Below are 19146 nucleotides of genomic sequence, written 5' to 3'. Positions count from 1 at the left end.
CTGGAAAGGACCCCCCGTGACGACGCAGCATCGCCACCCCCCGGGCGACCGGATCACCGCCGCGCTGGCCGCCAACCGCCTCGGCGTACCCGCCGTCGCGTTCTTCGTCCTGTCGGCGGCCGGGCCGCTCAGCGTCATCGCCGGAGTGGTGACCACCGGCTACGCCGTCACCGGGATCACCGGCCTGCCGATCGCGTTCCTCGTGGTCGGCGCGGTCCTCGCGCTGTTCTCCGTCGGGTACGTGGCGATGGCCCGCTACATGGCCAACGCCGGAGCCTTCTACACCTATGTCACCCACGGTCTGGGCCGTCCCGCCGGAGTGGCCGCCGCCTGGGGAGCGCTGCTGGCCTACAACTCCATCCAGGTCGCCCTGTACGGCGTGTTCGGCGCCGCCTCCGTCCCGCTGTTGGCCGCCTGGCTCGGCATCACCCTGCCCTGGTGGCTCATCGCCCTGATGGCCTGGGCACTGGTCGCGGTGCTCGGCCTGTCCCGCGTCGACCTCAACGGCCGCGTGCTGGCCGTCCTGCTGACCGCCGAGATCGCGATCATCCTCCTGTTCGACCTGGCCGACCTGCTCAACCCCGCCGGGGCGTCGCTGGCCTGGGAGGCGCTGTCACCGGCCGCGTTGTTCTCGCCCGGGATCGGGGCGCTGCTGGTCATCGCCATCCTGGGGTTCGTCGGGTTCGAGGCCGCCGTCGTGTTCTCCGAGGAGTCGCGCGACCCGCGCCGTACCATCCCCGCCGCCACCTACCTGTCCGTCGGCGTGATCGCCGGCGTGTACGCGCTGTCGTCCTGGGTCATGCAGGTGGCCATCGGGCCCGCCAACATCTCCGCCGTCGCCCGCCGCGACAGCGCGGAGACCATCTTCATCCTCGCCGCCGACCAGATGGGCGACGTGATCGCCACCATCGGCCGGGTCCTCTTCATCACCAGCACCTTCGCCGCCATGCTGTCCTTCCACAACACCAGCGCCCGCTACCTGTTCGCGCTCGGCCGCGAACGCGTGCTGCCCGAGGTGTTCGGCCGCACCACCGCCCGCACCGGCGCCCCCAAGACCGGATCCATCGCCCAGAGCTGCCTCGGCCTGCTGGTCATCGTCGTCTACGCCATCCTCGGACTCAACCCGATGGTCCAGCTGTTCTACTTCGGCGGCACCCTGGGCGGCTTCGGCATCCTGGTCCTGCTCACCGTGACCGCGATCTCCGTGCCGATCTACTTCGCCCGCAACCCCCACACCGAACCCCGCACCCACGCCCTCATCGCCCCGGTGGCCGCCGCGATCATCCTGGTGGTCATGCTCGGGCTGGCCGTCACCAACTTCTCCACTCTGCTCGGCGTGCCCGAGGGCGACCCGCTCGCGGTCATCCTGCCCAGCCTGTACGGCATCGCCGCCGTACTCGGCCTGATCTGGGCCTTCGTCCTGCAACGCCACCGCCCCGGCATCTACCAGCAGATCGGCCAGGGCGCCAAGGCCGTCGCGTCCTGATCCGCCACCCCGAAGGAGCACACCCGTGTCCGAGTCCCGCGTCGTCCACCGGGCCGCCTACACCGACGTCGACCAGGTGGCCGGCCTGGTCGGCACCGCCTTCGCCGGCCTGGGGGTCGTGGCGTACATGATCTCCGAGCCCGAGCGGCGGGCTCCGGTCATGTCCGCCTGGGCGGCCATCCTCGTCGAGGACGCCCTCAAACACGGTCACATCGACCTCATCGCCGATGAGTCCGGCCTGCTGGGCGCCGCCGTCTGGTTCCACCGCGAGGAGCCCCTGCCCGCGCCGGACGACTACGACCGGCGCCTGGCGGAGGCGGTGGGCGAGTACCAGGAGCGCTTCCAGATCGTCGACGAGCTCCTGGAGGAACACCACCCCCACGCGCCCCACCACCACCTGCTGTTCCTGGCCGTGCGCCCGGACCACCAGAACCGTGGCCTGGGCAGCGCCCTGATGGACCACCACCACGCCACCCTGAACGGCCTGCCCGCCTACCTGGAGTCCGCCAGCCCGGAAAGCAGCCGCCTGTACGCCAGGCACGGCTACGTCGAGCGCCGCCCGATCGTCCTGCCGGACGGAGCCAGATTCTGGCCCATGTGGCGGCCCTGACGCGCTCACCTCATCACCCGAGCCGAGAAGGTGAGCATGGCGTCGGTGAGGGGGCGCGGCCTGCCCGTGGTTCAAGCCGATCGTTAGTGCTGGGCGACGAGGGCGCGGAAGGCCTCCACGTCGCCGACGACCTCTTCCACCTCCTCACGCTGCCGGTACATGCGCAGGTAGCGGGCGCCGATGGCGTCGGGGTCGCCCTCGCCGCCGCCGGGGGCGATCCCGGTGGCGATCGTCACCGTCCCCACGTAGACGCCCTCGGGCCTGAGCTCGGTGTGCAGGGAGTGCGCCCAGTTGCGCAGGTCGGCCATCGCCGCCCCCACGTTGGCCAGGAACGGCGCGGGGACGGTCGAGGAGACGCCGGTGGTCAGCAGGACCGCGCCGTCGCCGCGGGCGCGCATGTCCGGCAGCACCTGGCCCACCGCGTGCACCGCGCCGAGCAGGTTCAGCTCCAGCTGCGCCGTCGCCGACTCCACCGTGGTCTGAACCGCGTTGGTGATCGGCCCGGTAGGGCTGGGGCCGTACTCGAGGACGTCGATCGTCCCCAGCCGCTCCTTCGCCGCGGCCAGCGCGGCGGCGAGGGCGTCACGGTCGCGGACGTCGGCGGGGAAGGCGGCCGCGCCGATGCCCAGGCCGGTGAGTTCCGCGACCAGCGCGTCCAGTTTCTCCGGGGTACGCGCGATCAGCCCGACCTGGAAACCCGCGCGCCCGAACGCACGGGCGACCCCCATGCCCAGCCCCGGACCCGCACCCACGACCACCAGTGTTTTTGCCATGACCTGCTCCCTTACTCTTTGTTCGTAGCAGCATGGCTTGTTACTAAAGTGGGGGACAAGACGGCACATCTGTGTCGGTGAGGCACACGGAGGTAAGTTTTGGCGACCCGCGGCGTACTCTCCCCGCCCCTCGACGAGCCGGATCTGGAGGCGTGCCGGGACGTGCTCCAGATCCTCGCGCTGATCGGCGACAAGTGGAGCATCATGGTCATCGGGCACCTCCGGGACGGCACCCTGCGCTTCGGCGAACTGCACCGCGCCGTCACCGGCATCTCCCAGCGCATGCTCACCCGGACCCTGCGGCAGCTCGAACGCGACGGCCTGCTGTCGCGCCACGTTCACCCCAGCGTCCCGCCCCGCGTGGACTACACGCTCACCGAACTCGGCACGACGCTGCTGGACTCCGTCGTCGGCCTCGGCGACTGGGCCAGGACGAACCGGCACGAGATCAACGGCAACCGCCGCCGCTACGACGCCGAGGCGGCCGCCCGCACGGCCCCCTAGCGATGGGCGGCGGCCGACACCGCCGCCAGCACGGCCAGCCCGATCAGCGCCGCCGCCACGGCCCCCGCGTCGAACAACGGCCCGATGACCAGCCCGCCCGCGAACGCCGCCAGCCCGGACACGAACGCGTACATGCCGTTGTAGACCCCGACCCGCCCCTCTGGCGCGCGGCCGACGATCGTCTGGAAGGCGGCCGGCGTGGTCAGGCCGTTGCCCAGCCCACTCAGTACGGCCGCCGCCACCAGCACCGCCACCTCCCACCCCGGCAGCACCGGGTAGGCGGCCAGGACCAGGTAGCCGCCGCCCAGGCAGAGCAGCCCGCCGCGCATCACCCAGGGCCGTTCCGCCCGCCTGGCCACGAACGGCTGGACGCCTGCCGTCGCGACGGCGACCGTACAGAAGAAGAGGGTGATCAGGCCGGAGTGGCCGACGCTCAGCGGCACCACGGACACGGCCTGGCTGACCAGCAGCGTGCCCGGCGAGGTGACGACGGCGAAGCGCAGGAACGGCCGGTCGCGCACGACCTCGGCCACCCCCCGCGCGAGCATGAGGCCCTCGGCCCGCCCGTCGGGGCCGCCCACCCCGCGCAGCATCCAGAACAACACCGCCGCCACCGCCCACGCGGCGGCCGACACGCTCGCCACGAGCACGAACCCGCCCGCCAGCAGCACCAGCCCGACCGGCGGTCCGGCGACCGCGGCGATCTGGCCCGTCACCACGTAGGTGCCGAAGCCCTTGGGCCGCACCCCGTCGGGCAGCCTGGCCAGCAGCGTCTGCGCCGCGGGATGGAACAGCGCCCCGCCGATCGCGAGCAGTAAGGCGCCGGCCACGAACCCGCTCAACGTGTCGGCCAGCCCCAGCAGCCCGAACGCGGCGACCCTGAGCACGCACGCCGCCGCCCCGGCCAGGCCGGGACCGATCCGGTCAACCAGCCAGCCGAAGGGCAGGAACAGCGCGTACTGCATCGCCACCCGCAGGCCCAGCACCAGCGCGATCGTGCCCGCGAGCAGGCCGACGTCGTCGCGCAGGTGCGTGACCAGGTGGGCCATCACCGCGTAGTAGCCCAGCGAGGCGGCCAGTTGCACGCACACCACGGCCGCGATCACGCGACGGCCCGAGACGACCGGCGCCTCGGCGGGCGGGGAGGTACGCAGCAAGATCACCAATCCGGGAGCGGGGGAGCTCCCGAGGATAGCGGCCTCAGCCGACGGCCCGCTTCACCAGCGCGGTGATCCTGGCCTCGACCTCGGGCGTCATCTCGAGCAGGCCGAAGGAGGTCGCCCACATCGGGCCGTCGTCCAGCTTCGCGTCCTCGGCGAACCCGAGCGTCGCGTAGCGGGTCTTGAACTTCGCCCTGCCCTGGAAGAAGCAGATGAGCTTGCCGTCCAGGGCGTACGCGGGCTGGCCGTACCAGAGCTTGGGCGCCAGAGACGGGGCGGCGGCCGTGACGACGGCGTGAACCCGCTCGCCCAGGATCCGGTCGTCCTCCGGCATCTCGGCGATCTTCTCCAGCACGTCCCGCAGGGCCTCGGCGGCCTTGTCGGCCTTCGTGCTGCGGCGCGCCGCCTTCTTCATCTCCTGGGCGTGGTCCTTCATCGCGGCCCGCTCCTCGGCCGAGAATCCCTCGTACGTGCTCATGGCAGATCTCCTTCGTGAAACTGGACTCGAAACGTATCGCCCGCCGGTCAGGACTCGTCGATGACCTGGCCGTTCTGGGCGGTCGCGTCCTTGGTCAGCGCCATGGTCAGCGGGGCCTCGGGGAAGCTGGGCAGGTCGGCGAAGGCGGCGCCCATCTGCCCGGCGCTCTCCCAGTGCCAGGTGTCGGTGTAGGAGCCGTCCTCCAGCCTGACCAGCACCGCGTGGGTGAGGCCCGGGTGACTCTCGCGGATGGTCGCGATCAGCGAGCCACGCCGGGCCAGGAACTCCTCAAGGTCGGGCTCGGCGACGGAGTAGCGGTGCGCGCGTACGACGGAACGGTTCATCTGTGCTCCTCGGGTTGTTGTCCGTGTGAGAACAGAGTGCGCGCCCGGGTTAATACATCCGCTGTGCGCCGGCGATGTATGGGCCGTCTACCCCCACTGGCCGGGCTGGTAGCCGCCAGCGGGCTGCTGGGTGATGACGTTCATGCGGTTCCAGGCGTTCATGACGGCGATGGCCGACAGCAGGGCGGCGAGCTGGTCCTCGTCGTGGTGCTTGGCGGCGTTCGCCCACGCCTCGTCGGTGACGCCGCCGGCCGCGTCGGCCACGCGGGTGCCCTGCTCGGCCAGTTCCAGGGCGGCCCGCTCGGCGTCGGTGAAGACCGTCGCCTCCCGCCAGGCCGCGACCAGGTTGAGGCGCACCGAGGATTCCCCCGCGTGCGCGGCGTCCTTGGTGTGCTGGTCGATGCAGACGGCGCAGCCGTTGATCTGGCTGACGCGCAGCTGCACCAGCTCCAGCGTCGTGGCCGGCAGCGACGAGCCGGCCACCGCCCTGCTCACTGAGACGAAGTACTTCGCGGCCTTCGCGCCGATCGGGTTGGCGGCGTAGTCGAACCGGGCTTCCATGAGCTCTCCTCGCGGTATTGGCTGATACGCCCACACCACGAACGGCCCGGCGGAAAGGGGACACTCTTCAGTAGAGGAAAATGCCGGTGGTCCTGGTCGCCGGGGTGACGCCCATGCCGATGATCGGCGCCTCCGCGTGCGGCAGCGCCCTGATGTGCGAGCCCGCGTAGCCGTCCGGGGTGAGGAAGGCGTCCCAGGCCGCCGCCCACAGCTCCAGCTCGCCGGAGTCGGGGTTGACCACCGGTTCCGGGCGGGGCCGTACCCGGCGCTGGACCACCGCGCCGGTGGCGACCCCCTGCTCGACGGCCGCCCGCCAGGCGCCGGCGGGCACGTCCCAGCCCGCCACGATGCCGCTGCCGCCGAAGTCGGCCCACGGCTTGATGATCAGGTCGTCCTGCTGGTCCAGGCACTGCTCCGGCAGCTCGCCGGGGACCAGGCGCCTGGTCCAGGGGAGCACCCGGTCCACCAGCTCCAGCTCCTCGGCGGACAGGGTCGCACGGCAGCGGGGATCGGACAGCAGCGCCAGGCAGCCCTTGTTGTTGTAGATCTCGCTGGCCAGCGTCGTGAACAGGACCGCCGCGCCGTCGGCGTGCGCCCGCAGCACCGGCTCCACCGCCTGCTCGCCGCCGGGCGCGGCCATGATCTCGCCGATGTTGAAGTAGCGCAGCACCAGGTCCACCCGCCGCCCGCCCACGGTCAGGGCGGTGCCGTCGTAGGCGGTCTGGCTCAGCTCGCCCAGCACCACCTCGATGCCGAGCCCGGTCAGCGCCTCGGTGAACGACTCGACCAGCTTCAGGTACGTCCCCAACTCCCCGTCCGCCTCCACGAAGCCGACGACCGGATCGCGCGGGCCGGTGACCGGGGCCGCCGCCGCGCGCAGGGCCGCGGCCACGCGCTCGCCGGTGTGCACGAAGTCCAGCCCGTGCTCGATGGCGAACGAACGGAACGCCGGCACCTCCAGGAGCGCCTCGGAGATCTGGGCCCGGTCGGCGCCGCCGAGCGCGCTGCCGAAGTTGAACTCCAGCAGGCGAAAGGAGTCTCCGTCGTGGTAGAGGTCGGCTCTGCCATACAGGGTGGGGCGTTCCGGGAACTTGGCCAGCAGCGCCGAACTGCGCGCGTCGAAGCCGAGCGCGGCGCAGAAGGCGGCCACGTCGCCGCCGTGCAGCCGCTCGGGCAGCGAGACCAGCACGTCGAACAGCCGCGTCAGCTCGTCGGCGAAGCCCAGGATGCGCTCGCGCGCCATGAAGAACGGACGCGGCAGCAGCCGGTGCGCGCAGGAGGCGGCGAACTTCTCCGTCAGCCGGATGTCGCTCATCGCCTTGGCCAGTTCGCTGCGGCCCGCCTCGCAGCGCTCGATGTAGACCTCGGTCACGTGGTCGGTCATAACGGTACTCCTTCGACCAGGAAGACCCCCGTGGACGGTCCTGCTCCCAGCCCCCTGACGATGCTGGCGCCCTCGGGCATCGCCCTCGCGTAGCAGCCGGAGTAGCGCCCGCCGGGCATGACGAACGGCCCCAGCACGCCCACCCAGCGCGACACCTGGTTCGTCTCCGGGTCCATGACCTCGAACGGCTTCGGGCGTACCCGGCGCTGGACGATGGCGCCAGTGGTCCTGCCGTCGTCGAGCGCCTCGTGCCAGTCGCGTTCGCCGCTCTCCCAGCCGACCACGATGCCGGTGCTGCTGAAGTTCGCGCGCGGCTTGAGTATCAGCTCGTCGCGGTGCTCGCGGCAGTAGTCCACGAGGTCGACCCGCTCGCCCTCGATCACCGAGTGGGACGTGCTGAGCGTGCGGGTCAGCGGCAGCACCCGGTCGACCAGCGCGATCTCCTCGGTGGTGAACGCCGCGCGCCACCGTTCGTCGGAGAGCATCGCCAGGCAGCCCTTGCTGTGGTAGAGCGCGCTGTCCAGCGTCGCCCACAGCACCACCCGGCCCTCCTCGTGGAGGCGCTCGACGCGTTCGACCGCCTCCATCGGCGCCTCGCCGGAGACGATCTCGTTCTCGGTGTAGTACCGGAGCACGAGGTCGATCTGACGGCCGTGCAGCCGCAGGCGGCCGTCGCGCTCGGTGACCTGGCCGATCTCGCCGAGCAGCATCTCGATGCCCTGGCCCGCCATCGCCTCGCGCAGCGACTCCACCATCGGCAGGTACACCTCCAGCCCGCCGTCGCACTCCAGGAACGCCACCACGGGGTCGGCGCCGCCGGTGATCGGGGCCGCCGCCTTCCGCCACTCCTCGGCCAGCCGCGCGGCCGCGTTCACGTAGGACAGGCCGTGGCGCTCGGCGAACTCGCGGAACGCCGGTACGCGCATGAAGCCCGCCTCGACCGCCGATCGGTCGATGCCGCCCAGGGAGCTGCCGACGTTGAACTCCAGTGCCTTGTAGGAGTCGCCGTCGTGGTAGACGTCGGCCCTGCCGTACAGCAGAGGGGTGGCGCGGTAGCGGCGCAGGACGGCGTGCTTGGCCGGCTCCAGGCCCAGCTCCTTCAGGTAGGCGTCGAAGTCGCCGTCGAACAGCCGCGCGGGTAGCTGGAAGACCAGCTCGTAGAGGGCGTGCAGGTCGGCGGCGAGCGCGCGGGCAGGCTCGCCGTCTACGAACAGCGGGCGCGGCAGAGTGAGGTCGCCGCCGTGGGCGGCGAGGAAGGCCGGGCCGAACGGCGCGGCCTCCTTCGCCTCCAGCAGTGCCCGGTTGCCCGCGGACACCTCACCCAGGTAGCGCTCAGTCATCGGAGCGAACATCTGAACCTTCCTGTTCCGACGGAAGCTCGCGCATCCACCGCAGCGGCGAGAAGTAGACCGGCAGCCAGGCCACCGTCAGGCCGATGACCGACACCCACAGCGCGGCGCGCACTCCGGCGAACTGGCCGACCAGGCCGGCGACACCCGCGCCGAGTGCCAGGGAGCCGGTCATGAGGAAGCGCATGGTGGCGTTCATCCGGCCCAGCAGCCGGTCCGGGGTGATGCGCTGGCGGAAACTGACCAGGACCACGTTGTTCATGCCGATTCTCAAGGTGACCGCGAGCCAGCACACGTACGTGACCCACTGCCAGACCCCCGGCTGGACCAGCGGCACCAGCAGGCACAGGGGCGCGCCGGCCAGCCCGGCCAGCCACAACGACGGACCGTAGCCGATGCGGTCGGCCACCCGCCTGGCCATCGACGAGCCGATCAGGATGCCCACGCCGCCGAAGGTGAAGAAGATGCCGATGTCGCCGGCGTTCAGGTGGAGCAGGCGGGTGAACACCAGCGGGATCGAGATGATGCCCACCATGAGGAACAGGTTGGTGACCGCGCCCTGCAGCGCGATCGGCCGCAGGAGCCGATGGCGCAGCACGAACGAGACGCCCTCGCCGACCTCGCGCGCCAGGTGCCGATCCGCCCGGCGCTCCGGCTCCGGCTCCTTGACCCGGATGCCGAACAGGCACAGCGCCGACCACAGATACGTCGTCGCGGTGACCGCGATCGCGATGGGCGCGGCGGCCAGCTGGACCAGGAAGCCGCCCAGGCTCGGCCCTGCCACGGTGGCGCCGGCGTCCCAGGACTGCAGGTAGGAGTTGGCCTGGACCAGGCGTTCCCTGCCGACGGCCGTCGGCAGGTAGCTCAGGCTGGCCACGTCGAAGAAGACCCGCCCCACCCCGGTGAGCAGCGCCACCGCGAACAACTGCCAGATCGTCAGGACGCCCATCAGCCAGGCGACCGGGATCGAGGCCATGAGCAGGGCGCGGCCCAGGTCGGCGACGACCATCACCCAGCGCCGCCGCGTACGGTCCAGCCACGCGCCCGCCGGAAGCCCGATCAGCAGGAACGCCATCGTGTCGAGCACGCCGATCACCGCGACCTGGCCGGGGGAGGCGTTCAGCGCCGAGATGGCGACCAGCGGGAGCGCGACGAAGGCGATCTCGACGCCGACCAGACTGGCCGCCGCGGCCATGAACACCCGCCGGAAGGCCTGGTGCGAGAAGAGGGAAGGGACTTTCTCTGTCGTGGCCATTCCGTGGACCTATCCGTTGGCGGTGGGTGGGCCGGCGGCGAACTGCTCCATCGCGAATGCCTCGTCCTCGCGCACCGCGACCGCCAGGCGCCTGCCCAGAAGCCGGTCCATCTGGTACGGCTTGAGCCCGTCGCCGGGAGATTTGCAGGCGACGTCGCACTCGGTCAGCAGGTGCCCCTCCGGCAGGTCGTGGGCGGCGACCAGCTTCTTGCCCAGCTTGCGCACCGCCGCCAGCTCCTGCGCGGAGCAGGACTCCTCCGGGGAGCCCAGCATCCGCCGCGTCGTGTCCAGCGCGGCGGTCAGCGTGCCGAGCTGTGGCGGGGTCAGGGAGAAGTGGTGGTCGCTGCCGGGGCGGCTCTGGTCGAGCGTGAAGTGCTTCTCGATGACCCGCGCGCCCAGCGTGAACGCGACCAGGCTTGCCTCGACGCCCAGGTCGTGGCCGGAGAAGCCGACCACGACGTCCGGATAGTCCTCGCGGTAGCGGGTGATCACCGACAGGTTCAGGTCCGCGGGACCGGCGGGGTAGACGGCCGTGCACTGCAGCAGGGCCAGGTTCGGGTTGACCGGAAGGATGGTGTCGACGGCCCGCCGTACCTCGTCTTTGGTGCCGCCGCCCGTGCTGACGATCAGGGGTTTGCCGGTCTTGGCCGCGTAGCCGAGCAGCGGGGTGTTGGTGAGGTCGGCGGAGGCGATTTTGATGGCGGGAGGGTCGAACTCCATCAGGAAGTCGACGCTCGGGAAGTCGAAGGCGGTGGAGAAGAAGTCGATCCCCGCTTCCTTGGCCACCTGCGCGAGGTGCGTGTACTCGGTCCGGCCGAATTCCAGGGCCTCTCGGTGTTCTCCGTACGTGGGGCCGAAACTGTTCCGCCCTTCGTAGGGCTGCGCGTACATCGCCTTGGTGAACAATGTCTTGTTGTCGCGCTTCTGCAGTTTGGCGGCGCTCGCGCCCTTGACGGCGGCGCTCAGCACGAGTCGCTCCGCCTTTTCGAGGTCGCCTTCGTGGTTGTGCCCGATCTCCGCGATGACGTATGCGCCGGAGCGGTCCGAGATCACTCTGTCGGCTATTGCCAGTTCCCGCGAACTCATCTTACCCCTTTTAAGGGAATGCATTCTTAATTACTTTGTCCCGCGACTTTCATAATGAACATGCGGCGGAATGCGGGCACCCGGGTCAAGAGATACATGACGGCTCATCGCACTGTCAACAGAGGCCATTTTCGCGCGCTCGGCCTTAAAAGCCGGATAGGGATGACCCTTTAAGCGGGCGGCGGTGACCTGCGGAGGGCCGGCATCTGCCCTTGTGGCACGGCGACCACCGGCGTTGCCCGCCGTGCCCGATCGGTAAGAGCTATTGCGGGACCCTGGGGTTTCGCGGCTTTAAAGCGGCGCTTCAACCAGGGGGACAGAATCTTTCACAATTCTGCGACGGGGTTATACGGCCCTAGCCCGAATAGACCGGCGCCAGGTCGACGAAGATGCGGTAGTCGGAGATCAGGCCGTCGTCGCGGGTGTGCCAGATCGACACGGCCGCGACGCTGACGTGCGTGCCGTCGAGCCGCCGGTAGGTCACCTCGGTCTCGGCGACGGTGTCGGCGCCGGCCTGCCACGTTCTGATGATCGTGTGTGCGAGGCCGGCGATGGTGGCGTAGAACCCCCGCAGCCCGTCGGTGACGGCCTCGTGGCCGACCATGGGCGCGGAGTTGCCGAACACCATCCTGACGTCGTCGGACAGTAACCGTACGAACTCGCCGGGGTCAAAGGTGTCGACCGCCTGGAAGACACGTCGTGCCGCATCATGGGACATGCCGATCTCCTCCCCTGGTACGGAGGTCGCCAAGCCGTTGTCGTGCGGCTGCTTTTCGCGGCGGTCGAGGTGAAGGCGGCCTCAGGTGGGGTCGTCGCCGGTCAGGGAACGTACGCCGGCTATGTCGTACTCGGCCACCGATGCCGCGAGCATCGCCGCGCTCTGGTCGTCGCCGGGGCCGCTGCCGCGAAAGGCGTCAACGGCCGCCTGCGACTCCCAGCGTTCGAAGACGTTGACGCGGCCGGAGTCCAGCAGGTCCGCGGTGATGGCGAAGTCGAGGCATCCCGCTGCCCCGCGAGCCTGCCGGACGACGTCCACGCAACCGGCGAGGTAGGAATCGCGCTGCCGGGGTTCGACGGTGATGTGCCCTGCGACGATGACCACGGGGTGCTCCAGTTCTTACGTCTTCATTCCTGTCACCCATGTAGACACCGTGAGGACGGAAAACTCATCGGCCGCGCCTGTTCATGTCGCCGGAGCCGTTGACGGCAGGTGGCGGCGGAGGAAGGTGATCTGGTCGGCGGCGACCTGGTCGCGGATGGCGGGGTCGGTGTAGAAGCTGAAGTGGGTGCCCGCGTACTCACGCAGCTCGCCCTTGGGAGCACTGTTCGCCAGCGCGCGGGTCGACTCGCCGGGGGTCTCCTGGTCGTTGGCGGCGATGCAGACGAGGAGCGGCTGGGTGAGGCGGGCGGCGTCCTCGGCCGGGCGGTAGCGCATCATGGGGATGAAGGCCCTGGGTGCGACGCTGTTGCGCCACAGGGTCTTGCCGTCGCCGGTGAGGGTGCGGATGTGCTGGTCGGCCTCAACGGTGGCGGTGACGGCGAGCTCGCCGGGACGGCCCACCATGGGGATGTAGTACGGCTTGAGGCCCAGTTTGCCGCGGACGGTGTCCCAGAAGATGGCGGCGAGGAGGCGGAGGGTTTGGCCGGTGCTACGCCCTTCGACCCGCTTCGGAAAGCCGTTGTAGGGGATCTGCGAGACCACGGCGACGATCGCCGGGTCGTCGGCCGCGACGGACACGACGTGCGCGCCGCCGAGCGAGTTGCCCCACAACACGATCTGGCGGGCGTCGACGCGTTCGTGGCCGCGGGCGAAGGCGACGGCGGCGCGCAGGTCGTCGTGCTGGCCCTTGATGGCGGCGAGTTGCCGTGGTTCGCCGCCGCTCTCGCCGAAGCTGCGGTAGTCGAAGACCAGCGCCGCGATGCCCTCGGCGGCGAAGCGCTCGGCGTAGCCGTACAGGCGGTCCATGGTGCCGCTGAAGCCGTGGCAGAGCACGACGCAGGGCAGGCGCCCGGTAGAGCCGGTCGGCAGGTAGAGATATCCCGCGCAGGGGGTGCCGGACGACTGGAAGGACACTTTCGTGCGTTCGTACATGGTGAGCTGATCCCTTCAGCGAACTGACTTACGGTTAGTAGAGTAGCCAAAAATTTGACCCAAGGTAAGTGTCGCTTCGTGAAGGACGCGGTTCAAAGTCTGCAGAGCGACGATCTACTGCTGTCTCGAAAACTAATTGTGAGACTTTGATTTCGAAACGGCGGTCCTATCGTTGCTTCGCCAGGAGTGCGCAGAAGGCCGTGGCGGTGAGGAGGGTGGCGGCGGTGGCCAGCAGGGTGGTGTGCATGGCGCTGGTGAAGCTCGCGGTGAAGGCCTCCTCGCCCAGGCGCCGGAACAGGGCGGCTTCTGCGGGGCTGAGGCCGGCCGGTGGGCTGGGCGGGGTGAAGTGCCGGGCGCCGTCGCCGATGGCGGTCATGAAGTCGTCGCGCAGGTGCGCGGGCAACTGGGCGGCCTGCCGTACGGCGTCGTTCTGGAGTGTGGTGTTGAGGCGGGCGGAGAGCAGGGCGCCCAGGACGGCCAGGCCGACGACGCTGCCGATCTGGCGGATGGTGTTGGCGACGCCGGAGGCGGCACCGGCCAGCCGGGAGCTCACGCCGTCCATCGTGATCTGTTGCAGAGGGGCGTAGGTGGCGCCGTTGCCGAGGCCGATGATCATCAGGCCGGGGAGCAGGCTCCACGCGCTGCTGTGCGGGCCGGTGGTGACGGCCAGGACGAGCAGTCCGAGAGCGAGCGTGGCCAGCCCGGCCGGCAGGATGCGTCTGCCGCCGAACCTGTCGGCCAGGCGCCCGCTGCGGGCGGAGGCGAGAGCGGTCAGGACTGCGCCGGGGAGCAGGATCAGGCCGGTCTCCAGCGGGCTGTGGCCGCGGGCCGTCTGCAGGTAGAGGACCATGACGAGCGGGATGGCCATCATGCCGGCGTAGAAGAGGAAGCCGATCCCGTTGCCGACCGAGAAGCCTCGGGCGGCGAACAGGGCCATGGGGATGAACGGCTCGCTCTTTCCGCGGCCCTCCCAGAGCACGAACAGGACCAGCAGCACGAGGCCGGCGACGATGACGGGGGCCATGGGGCCCCAGCCGTAGCGCTCGCCCTCGACCAGGCCGAAGACGATGCCGGTCAGCCCGCCGGTGGCCAGGGCCACGCCGATCGGGTCGAGCTCGTGGCTGCCGCCTGAGCGCATCGGCGGGGCGTAGATCAGGGTCAGGATGATCGTGATCACGCCGATCGGTATGTTGATGAAGAAGATCCAGGGCCAGCCGAGGTGGGCGAGGATGAAGCCGCCGACGATCGGCCCGGCGACCGGGGCCAGGCCCGCGATCGCCCCGAAGACGCCGAACGCGCGGCCGCGCAGCTCCGGGGGGAAGATCGTCAGGATCGCCGAGATGACCTGGGGGAACAGCAGCGCCGTACCCACTGCCTGCAGTACCCGCGCGGCCAGCAGCCAGCCTCCGGAGCCGGCCAGGCCGCACAGGGCCGAGGCCACGGTGAACAGGGTGGTGCCGATCAGGAACAGCCGCCGGTAGCCGAAGATGTCCCCGAGCCGTCCGGTGGTGATCAGCAGCACCGTGAAGACCAGCAGGTAGGCGTCGAGCACCCACAGCACCTGGTTGTACGAGGCGTCGATGCCGCTGATGAGCGTGGGAACGGCGATGTTGACGATGGTTCCGTCCAGCAACGCCATGAAGAATCCGGCGCAGAAGACGCCGAGGACCAGCCACGGTCGCCGCGTGGCCGAGGGGACTTCCGTCATGCTGTTCGACCTCCATGAACACGGAAGTACCGGTCATGGCCACGGCGCTCGCGCGGGCGGGACGGTTCGTCACGGTGGCGGGCCCGGGGCTCGCGACCGGTCGTGGATCTCTGCTCGGCGGCGGCAGGGAACGCCGCGAAGGGGAGAACGTGAAACCGGTCGCGCTAAGGGCGGGACACGGGTTCCCGTGCGCTCCGAGGCAAGGACGTCGGCTCGTTAACGGCTCGCCAGACTGCCAGCACCATCGCAGAGATACTCTCTTCCAGGTGTGGAACGACTTCCACCTTTTCCGTGGCCATCGGGGCCCGAAGAAGCTGGTTGGCGAGGCGTGAGCCCGCGGTGAGAAGTCTCGCCTGGAAAGTTAGCAAGAGCCATGGCGCCTTGCAACAGAGCAGTCCCGCTGGAAGCGAAGGCCCCAGGGGTGATCGCCACCTAGTTGGGCGGGTCCAGGACGGTGTCGATGAGGTAGACGGTCGCGTTGGCCGTCTGGATGTCCGGGCACGTCACCGTGGCCTCGCCGTTCAGCGTGATCGTGCCGTCGGTGGTCTTGGCGGTGATGGTGCCGGTCTGCCTCGTGGTGAGCTTGGCGTCGGCCAGGTCCGCCGGGGTCATGCGGCCCTGGATCACGTGGTAGCCGAGGAGGCTGATGAGCGTCTCGCGGTCGCCCAGCCACTTGTCGAGCCGCCCCTCGGGCAGTTTGTCGAAGGCGTCGTTCACCGGTGCGAAGACGGTGATGTCGCGAGAGGTGTCGAAGGTGGCGGCGTAGGACGCCTGGTTGATGGCCGAGACGAACGTCGACAGTTCCGGAATGCCGGACATGGCGGCGACCACTTGCTGTTCGGCCATCCATTTACGGCTGCCGGGCCCGGTGGCCGGGAGGATGTCGCAGCCCGCGGGCGCCACGCGGGGCCGGCTGGTGCGGGGACGCGGCTTGGGGCTCCATTCCGGGGGCGGGGACACTTCTCCGGGCGAGGGCGAGTCATCTGGCTCCGGGCTGGGGGTCGTGTCCGGTTCCGGGCTGGGAGTCGTGTCCGGTTCCGGGTGGGGCTCGACCTCCGGCGCCTCGGGCTCGGCGTCCGGGGTCGCGTCGGGTGCCGGGGCCGGAGAGGAGAGCACCGTCGAGGCGGCCGGTGGCGCGCCGGCCAGGATCGCACAAACGGCTGCAAAAACGGACGCTAGTCGCATTCTCGGATTCATGGCCTCATACCCCCCGAAAACAGTCGTCAACAGGAGGCTGTCACCCGGGCAGCGGACGTGGACAGCGCACATCAGGCGGCCCCGAGGGCGGAGTTCACCGCCCTTCAGGACGCACGGACGCGCGTGGTCACTTCTTCTGGACGATCAGGTAGTCGAAGTCCGTGGGCAGGACGGTGATCCGATCGGAGAACCACTCCACCGTGAACGCGCCGTCACCCTGGCCACCCACGCATACTCCCGACATGGCGACACCGGCCAGCCCCCGGTGCGCGGCGTCCGTGGTGAGCAGGATGACCCCGGAACCGTCCGCGAGAGGCGAACTGATGCGCACCGGGTCCCCGCTGCCGCTCACGGCGTCCGTCGAGCTCACCCCGGCCAGCGCGGGGTCGCCGGAGTCGATGACGACCCAGTTGAACCCGACGTCCACGGGCGCCGGCGACAGGTCGAGGGTGGCGACCGTGAAGGCGCCGTCGTTCTTGGCGTCCACCTTGAGTCCCGTGATCGCTTGGTCCGCCGGCCCGTCCAGCTCCACGGTCAGCAGGATCACCGAGTCGCTCGTGGCCGCGCCCGCAGGCACGTCCACGCTGGTCTCCCCCTCAGGGAGCGACCCGGAACCAGCCTCGAACGGCATGCCGCCGAGGTTTCCGCTGGGCTGCTTCACGACGAGGTAGTCGAAGGCCATGCCCTCCACGCTCTCCCCGTCGATCGGCTGAACCGAGAAGGAGCCGCCATCGCGGCCGGTCACGCCGAGGGATCCGGTGGGCAGTTCCGCGCGGGTGCGCGGCTGGCCGAGATTGGCCGCCTTCTCGCCGAGCCTGGACAGGTCGGAGGTGACGAAGATCTTCGCCTGGTCGGACAGCCCGTTCACCGCGACCGACGCGTACCCGTCGGTGAGCGTGCCGACTCCGGCGGCGTACGGCCCCTGGGCGGTGAGCGCCGGCCTCGATTCCGGCTCCGGCCGCCACGCGTTGATCACGACGACCGCGGCGACGGCGATGAGGACCAGGCCGAGGACCACGACCAGGGTCTTCAGCGCCCATGGCGGGATCAGCGGCAGCACCACCCGGGTGCCGTCGACCCGGAACGACTTCTCGCCGTCGTCCAGGCTCGCCGTCACGGAGAAGGGGATCTCCGCCGGCTTCCCGGTGAAGGGCGGGCGCGCGGACACACGCAGTGGCACCACGGTACGGCCGGCGTCGATCAGCAGGTTGGTCACCGGCATCCGGAAGCCCAGCGCCTCCTCCTCGTCGGCGGCGCGCAGCCGGGCCCGGTGGGGCAGGTTGCCGCGGCTGTCGAAGGTGATCGAGTGGCGGGTCGCCCACCGGCCCCGTGAGATCCCGGGAGTCAGGTCGACTCTCAGATCGTCGAAGCCGCCGACCTCGCACGTGCCTTCCGCGATCGCGTAGACGCCCCTGGTGACCAGGGAGCGGGCCAGCACGGTGAACTCCGTCGTACCCGCGGCGACGGACGAGGACCGCGGCGGGCCGAAGACGATCGTGGAGGTGGCCGCGCCCGCGGGCGGGACCACGAGCTCGTCGGGCTCGACGGTCGCGAACGCGGCCGCGTCCCCCTTGACGCCGACGCTGACCCGCTCGACCCTGGTGCCCCTGTTGCGCACGGTCACGGTCGTGGACGCCTGCTCGCCGGGCGTGACGGGTACCGATCGTTCGGACAACGCGGCGACGAGTTCCGCGTGCTGCTCGGGCGGGCGCGGCTCGGCGGGCTGAGGCAACCGGTTGTCCTCCGGCTCGCCGCCGTGCTTGTCCCAGGCCAGGTACTCGCCGCACTGGACGCAGAACCTGGTGCGGTCCGGGTTGACGTCGCCACAGTTCGTGCAGGTGATGCTCATCCCAGTCCTTCGGTGCCGTGGCGTTCTTCCGCGCGTACCCCGAGCGGCCCGCGTACCGGCGGCGCGACGGGCCCGGGTGTCTCCGGCTTGATCGGAGCGCTGATCACGACGTTGACGAACGGCCGCGCCCCCGCGGCCGAGGCGGCCACGAAAGCACGGTCCTCCTGCGGCGGATGGGCGGCCACCAGCGTGACCGGGAGCCCGAGCTCCGCCAGCGAGCCCGTCAGGTGGTCGGCCGGGATGGTGTCGTGGGTGAGGAGCACGCGCAGGATCGTGCCCAGGAGCCGGTGCTCCTCCTCCGGCTCCGGCGCGCGGGCCGTCACCGCGTACGAGAGGCTGACGTACCGGGGAGGGCGGTGCCTCGCGGTGACCGCGCCGTCGGCGTTCGTTTCGTTGATCATGCCCTGCCGCCGCTTGCCCAGATCCTCGCGGATGTCATAGAGGCGCAGGTGCACCGCGGGGGCCTCGCCCTCGGCCGACGGTTCCGGGCCGGGCGCGCTGAGGAGAACCTCGGTCTTGGAGCGGGACGGCGCTCCCCGGCGGATCAGCTCGCGCAGCGCCTCGTCGGCTTCGCCGATCACACCGTCCTGCCCGCTCACAGCAGCCCGTTGCGCAGGGCGTAGGCGACCGCGTGCGCGCGGTTGCGGAGGTGGAGCCTGGTGGTGATGTCGTGCAGGACGGTCTTCACCGTCCGTTGCGAGTACGCCAGCTCGGCGGCGACCTCCGCGGTGTCGTACCCCTCGGCGATGAGGCGCAGCACCTGAACCTCGCGCTCGGCCAGGCCGGAGAAGTTCAGTCCACGTGGGGTGAGCAGGTCGCCCTGAACCCGGCTGACCTGGGCGAGCAGCCTGCCGAGGAGATCGGGCGGCATGGCGCCCCCGCCGGTGGTGGCCGAGCGGATCACGGAGACGAGTCGTTCCGGGCTCGCCTCGGCCCGCCGTACGACGCCGGACACCCCGATCTCCACGATGGCGAGCAGCCCGGAGTCGTCCACGGTCCCGGCGACGACCACCAGCCGGAGGTCGCCGTGGCAGCGCAGGGTGCGCAGGACGCCCAGCGTCTCCTGGCACACGGAGTCGGCGACGACCAGCGCGACGTGTGCGTTCTCCGGGCGTTCCGTCTCCAAGATCTCAACCTCGGGCCGCTGCCTGAGCTGGCTCAGCACCCCGGCACGGGAGATTGGGTCGTGGGCGCGCACGACCACCTGGATACGCTCCATCCGATCTCCATTCGGCGCCCGCTCGATCGGGCAAGGCGGATACCTACGAAAATCGCATATCCAGCATTCCGAAGGTGTCCGCAGCGCCCTG

20 protein-coding genes are annotated in these 19146 nt (G+C 70.4%); 3 read left to right on the top strand and 17 right to left on the bottom strand.

From position 1 onward, the window contains the following. Positions 1–16 precede the first annotated feature (16 nt). Positions 17–1486, top strand: coding sequence for an APC family permease (locus tag ACFWYW_RS10245; protein WP_379619417.1), 1470 nt, complete (start codon positions 17–19; stop codon positions 1484–1486). A gap of 25 nt (positions 1487–1511) precedes the next feature. Then, positions 1512–2096, top strand: a complete 585-nt coding sequence (locus ACFWYW_RS10240) for a GNAT family N-acetyltransferase (RefSeq protein WP_379619415.1) — start codon at positions 1512–1514, stop codon at positions 2094–2096. A gap of 83 nt (positions 2097–2179) precedes the next feature. Here the strand turns inward: ACFWYW_RS10240 and ACFWYW_RS10235 are convergent, their stop codons facing one another. Further along, on the bottom strand, positions 2180–2869 hold the full coding sequence (locus tag ACFWYW_RS10235) for an SDR family NAD(P)-dependent oxidoreductase (RefSeq protein WP_379619413.1): 690 nt from the start codon (positions 2867–2869) through the stop codon (positions 2180–2182). Positions 2870–2968: 99 nt separating this feature from the next. On the opposite strand from ACFWYW_RS10235, the gene ACFWYW_RS10230 reads away from it, so the two are divergent. Then, the gene (locus ACFWYW_RS10230; protein WP_379619411.1) at positions 2969–3373 is read left to right on the top strand and encodes a winged helix-turn-helix transcriptional regulator; all 405 of its coding nucleotides are present in this window, start codon (positions 2969–2971) and stop codon (positions 3371–3373) included. Here ACFWYW_RS10230 and ACFWYW_RS10225 read toward each other — a convergent pair. The 16 genes from ACFWYW_RS10225 to ACFWYW_RS10150 all read right to left on the bottom strand — a co-directional run bounded on the left by ACFWYW_RS10225 (position 3370) and on the right by ACFWYW_RS10150 (position 19055). Beyond that, a complete protein-coding gene (locus ACFWYW_RS10225) occupies positions 3370–4536 on the bottom strand; it encodes an MFS transporter (protein ID WP_379619409.1) in 1167 nt (388 codons plus the stop codon). The genes ACFWYW_RS10230 and ACFWYW_RS10225 overlap by 4 nt on opposite strands. Positions 4537–4573: 37 nt before the next feature. Then, positions 4574–5011: an iron chaperone gene (locus tag ACFWYW_RS10220; protein ID WP_379619407.1), complete on the bottom strand. Its 438-nt coding sequence runs from the start codon at positions 5009–5011 to the stop codon at positions 4574–4576. 47 nt (positions 5012–5058) lie between these two features. After that, positions 5059–5355: a hypothetical protein gene (locus ACFWYW_RS10215; protein WP_379619405.1), complete on the bottom strand. Its 297-nt coding sequence runs from the start codon at positions 5353–5355 to the stop codon at positions 5059–5061. A gap of 87 nt (positions 5356–5442) precedes the next feature. Further along, a complete protein-coding gene (locus ACFWYW_RS10210; RefSeq protein ID WP_379632870.1) occupies positions 5443–5916 on the bottom strand; it encodes a carboxymuconolactone decarboxylase family protein in 474 nt (157 codons plus the stop codon). A gap of 67 nt (positions 5917–5983) precedes the next feature. Next, complete coding sequence (locus ACFWYW_RS10205; RefSeq protein WP_379610789.1) at positions 5984–7300, bottom strand: hypothetical protein; 1317 nt, start codon at positions 7298–7300, stop codon at positions 5984–5986. Further along, complete coding sequence (locus ACFWYW_RS10200; RefSeq protein ID WP_379610790.1) at positions 7297–8640, bottom strand: hypothetical protein; 1344 nt, start codon at positions 8638–8640, stop codon at positions 7297–7299. The genes ACFWYW_RS10205 and ACFWYW_RS10200 overlap by 4 nt, the downstream gene beginning before the upstream one ends. Then, a complete protein-coding gene (locus ACFWYW_RS10195) occupies positions 8633–9904 on the bottom strand; it encodes an MFS transporter (RefSeq protein WP_379610791.1) in 1272 nt (423 codons plus the stop codon). The genes ACFWYW_RS10200 and ACFWYW_RS10195 overlap by 8 nt, the downstream gene beginning before the upstream one ends. 9 nt (positions 9905–9913) lie before the next feature. Next, complete coding sequence (locus ACFWYW_RS10190) at positions 9914–10990, bottom strand: N-acetylneuraminate synthase family protein (protein ID WP_379610792.1); 1077 nt, start codon at positions 10988–10990, stop codon at positions 9914–9916. Positions 10991–11345: 355 nt separating this feature from the next. After that, positions 11346–11708, bottom strand: coding sequence for a nuclear transport factor 2 family protein (locus ACFWYW_RS10185; protein WP_379610793.1), 363 nt, complete (start codon positions 11706–11708; stop codon positions 11346–11348). Positions 11709–11789: 81 nt separating this feature from the next. Continuing rightward, entirely contained in the window at positions 11790–12092 is a 303-nt protein-coding gene (locus ACFWYW_RS10180; RefSeq protein WP_379610794.1) for a putative quinol monooxygenase, read from the bottom strand. Positions 12093–12173: 81 nt separating this feature from the next. Beyond that, positions 12174–13082 (bottom strand): alpha/beta hydrolase, encoded by a 909-nt coding sequence (locus ACFWYW_RS10175; protein WP_379610795.1) that lies wholly within the window; start codon positions 13080–13082, stop codon positions 12174–12176. 166 nt (positions 13083–13248) lie between these two features. Next, positions 13249–14790 (bottom strand): MFS transporter, encoded by a 1542-nt coding sequence (locus tag ACFWYW_RS10170; RefSeq protein WP_379610796.1) that lies wholly within the window; start codon positions 14788–14790, stop codon positions 13249–13251. A 432-nt stretch (positions 14791–15222) separates the two neighbouring features. Beyond that, positions 15223–15636, bottom strand: a complete 414-nt coding sequence (locus tag ACFWYW_RS10165) for a fasciclin domain-containing protein (RefSeq protein WP_379610798.1) — start codon at positions 15634–15636, stop codon at positions 15223–15225. Between the two features lie 478 nt (positions 15637–16114). Next, complete coding sequence (locus tag ACFWYW_RS10160) at positions 16115–17836, bottom strand: hypothetical protein (protein ID WP_379610799.1); 1722 nt, start codon at positions 17834–17836, stop codon at positions 16115–16117. Next, the gene (locus ACFWYW_RS10155; RefSeq protein WP_379610800.1) at positions 17833–18435 is read right to left on the bottom strand and encodes a DUF4255 domain-containing protein; all 603 of its coding nucleotides are present in this window, start codon (positions 18433–18435) and stop codon (positions 17833–17835) included. Before ACFWYW_RS10155 ends, ACFWYW_RS10160 begins: the two co-directional genes overlap by 4 nt. After that, complete coding sequence (locus ACFWYW_RS10150; protein WP_379610801.1) at positions 18432–19055, bottom strand: LuxR C-terminal-related transcriptional regulator; 624 nt, start codon at positions 19053–19055, stop codon at positions 18432–18434. The genes ACFWYW_RS10155 and ACFWYW_RS10150 overlap by 4 nt, the downstream gene beginning before the upstream one ends. Between the last annotated feature and the right edge of the window lie 91 nt (positions 19056–19146).

This window comes from Nonomuraea sp. NPDC059023, assembly GCF_042740095.1.
Taxonomy (GTDB): Bacteria; Actinomycetota; Actinomycetes; order Streptosporangiales; family Streptosporangiaceae; genus Nonomuraea.
The sequence above is the reverse complement of the archived record's forward strand: the minus strand, read 5'-3'. Positions and strand labels throughout refer to the sequence as shown.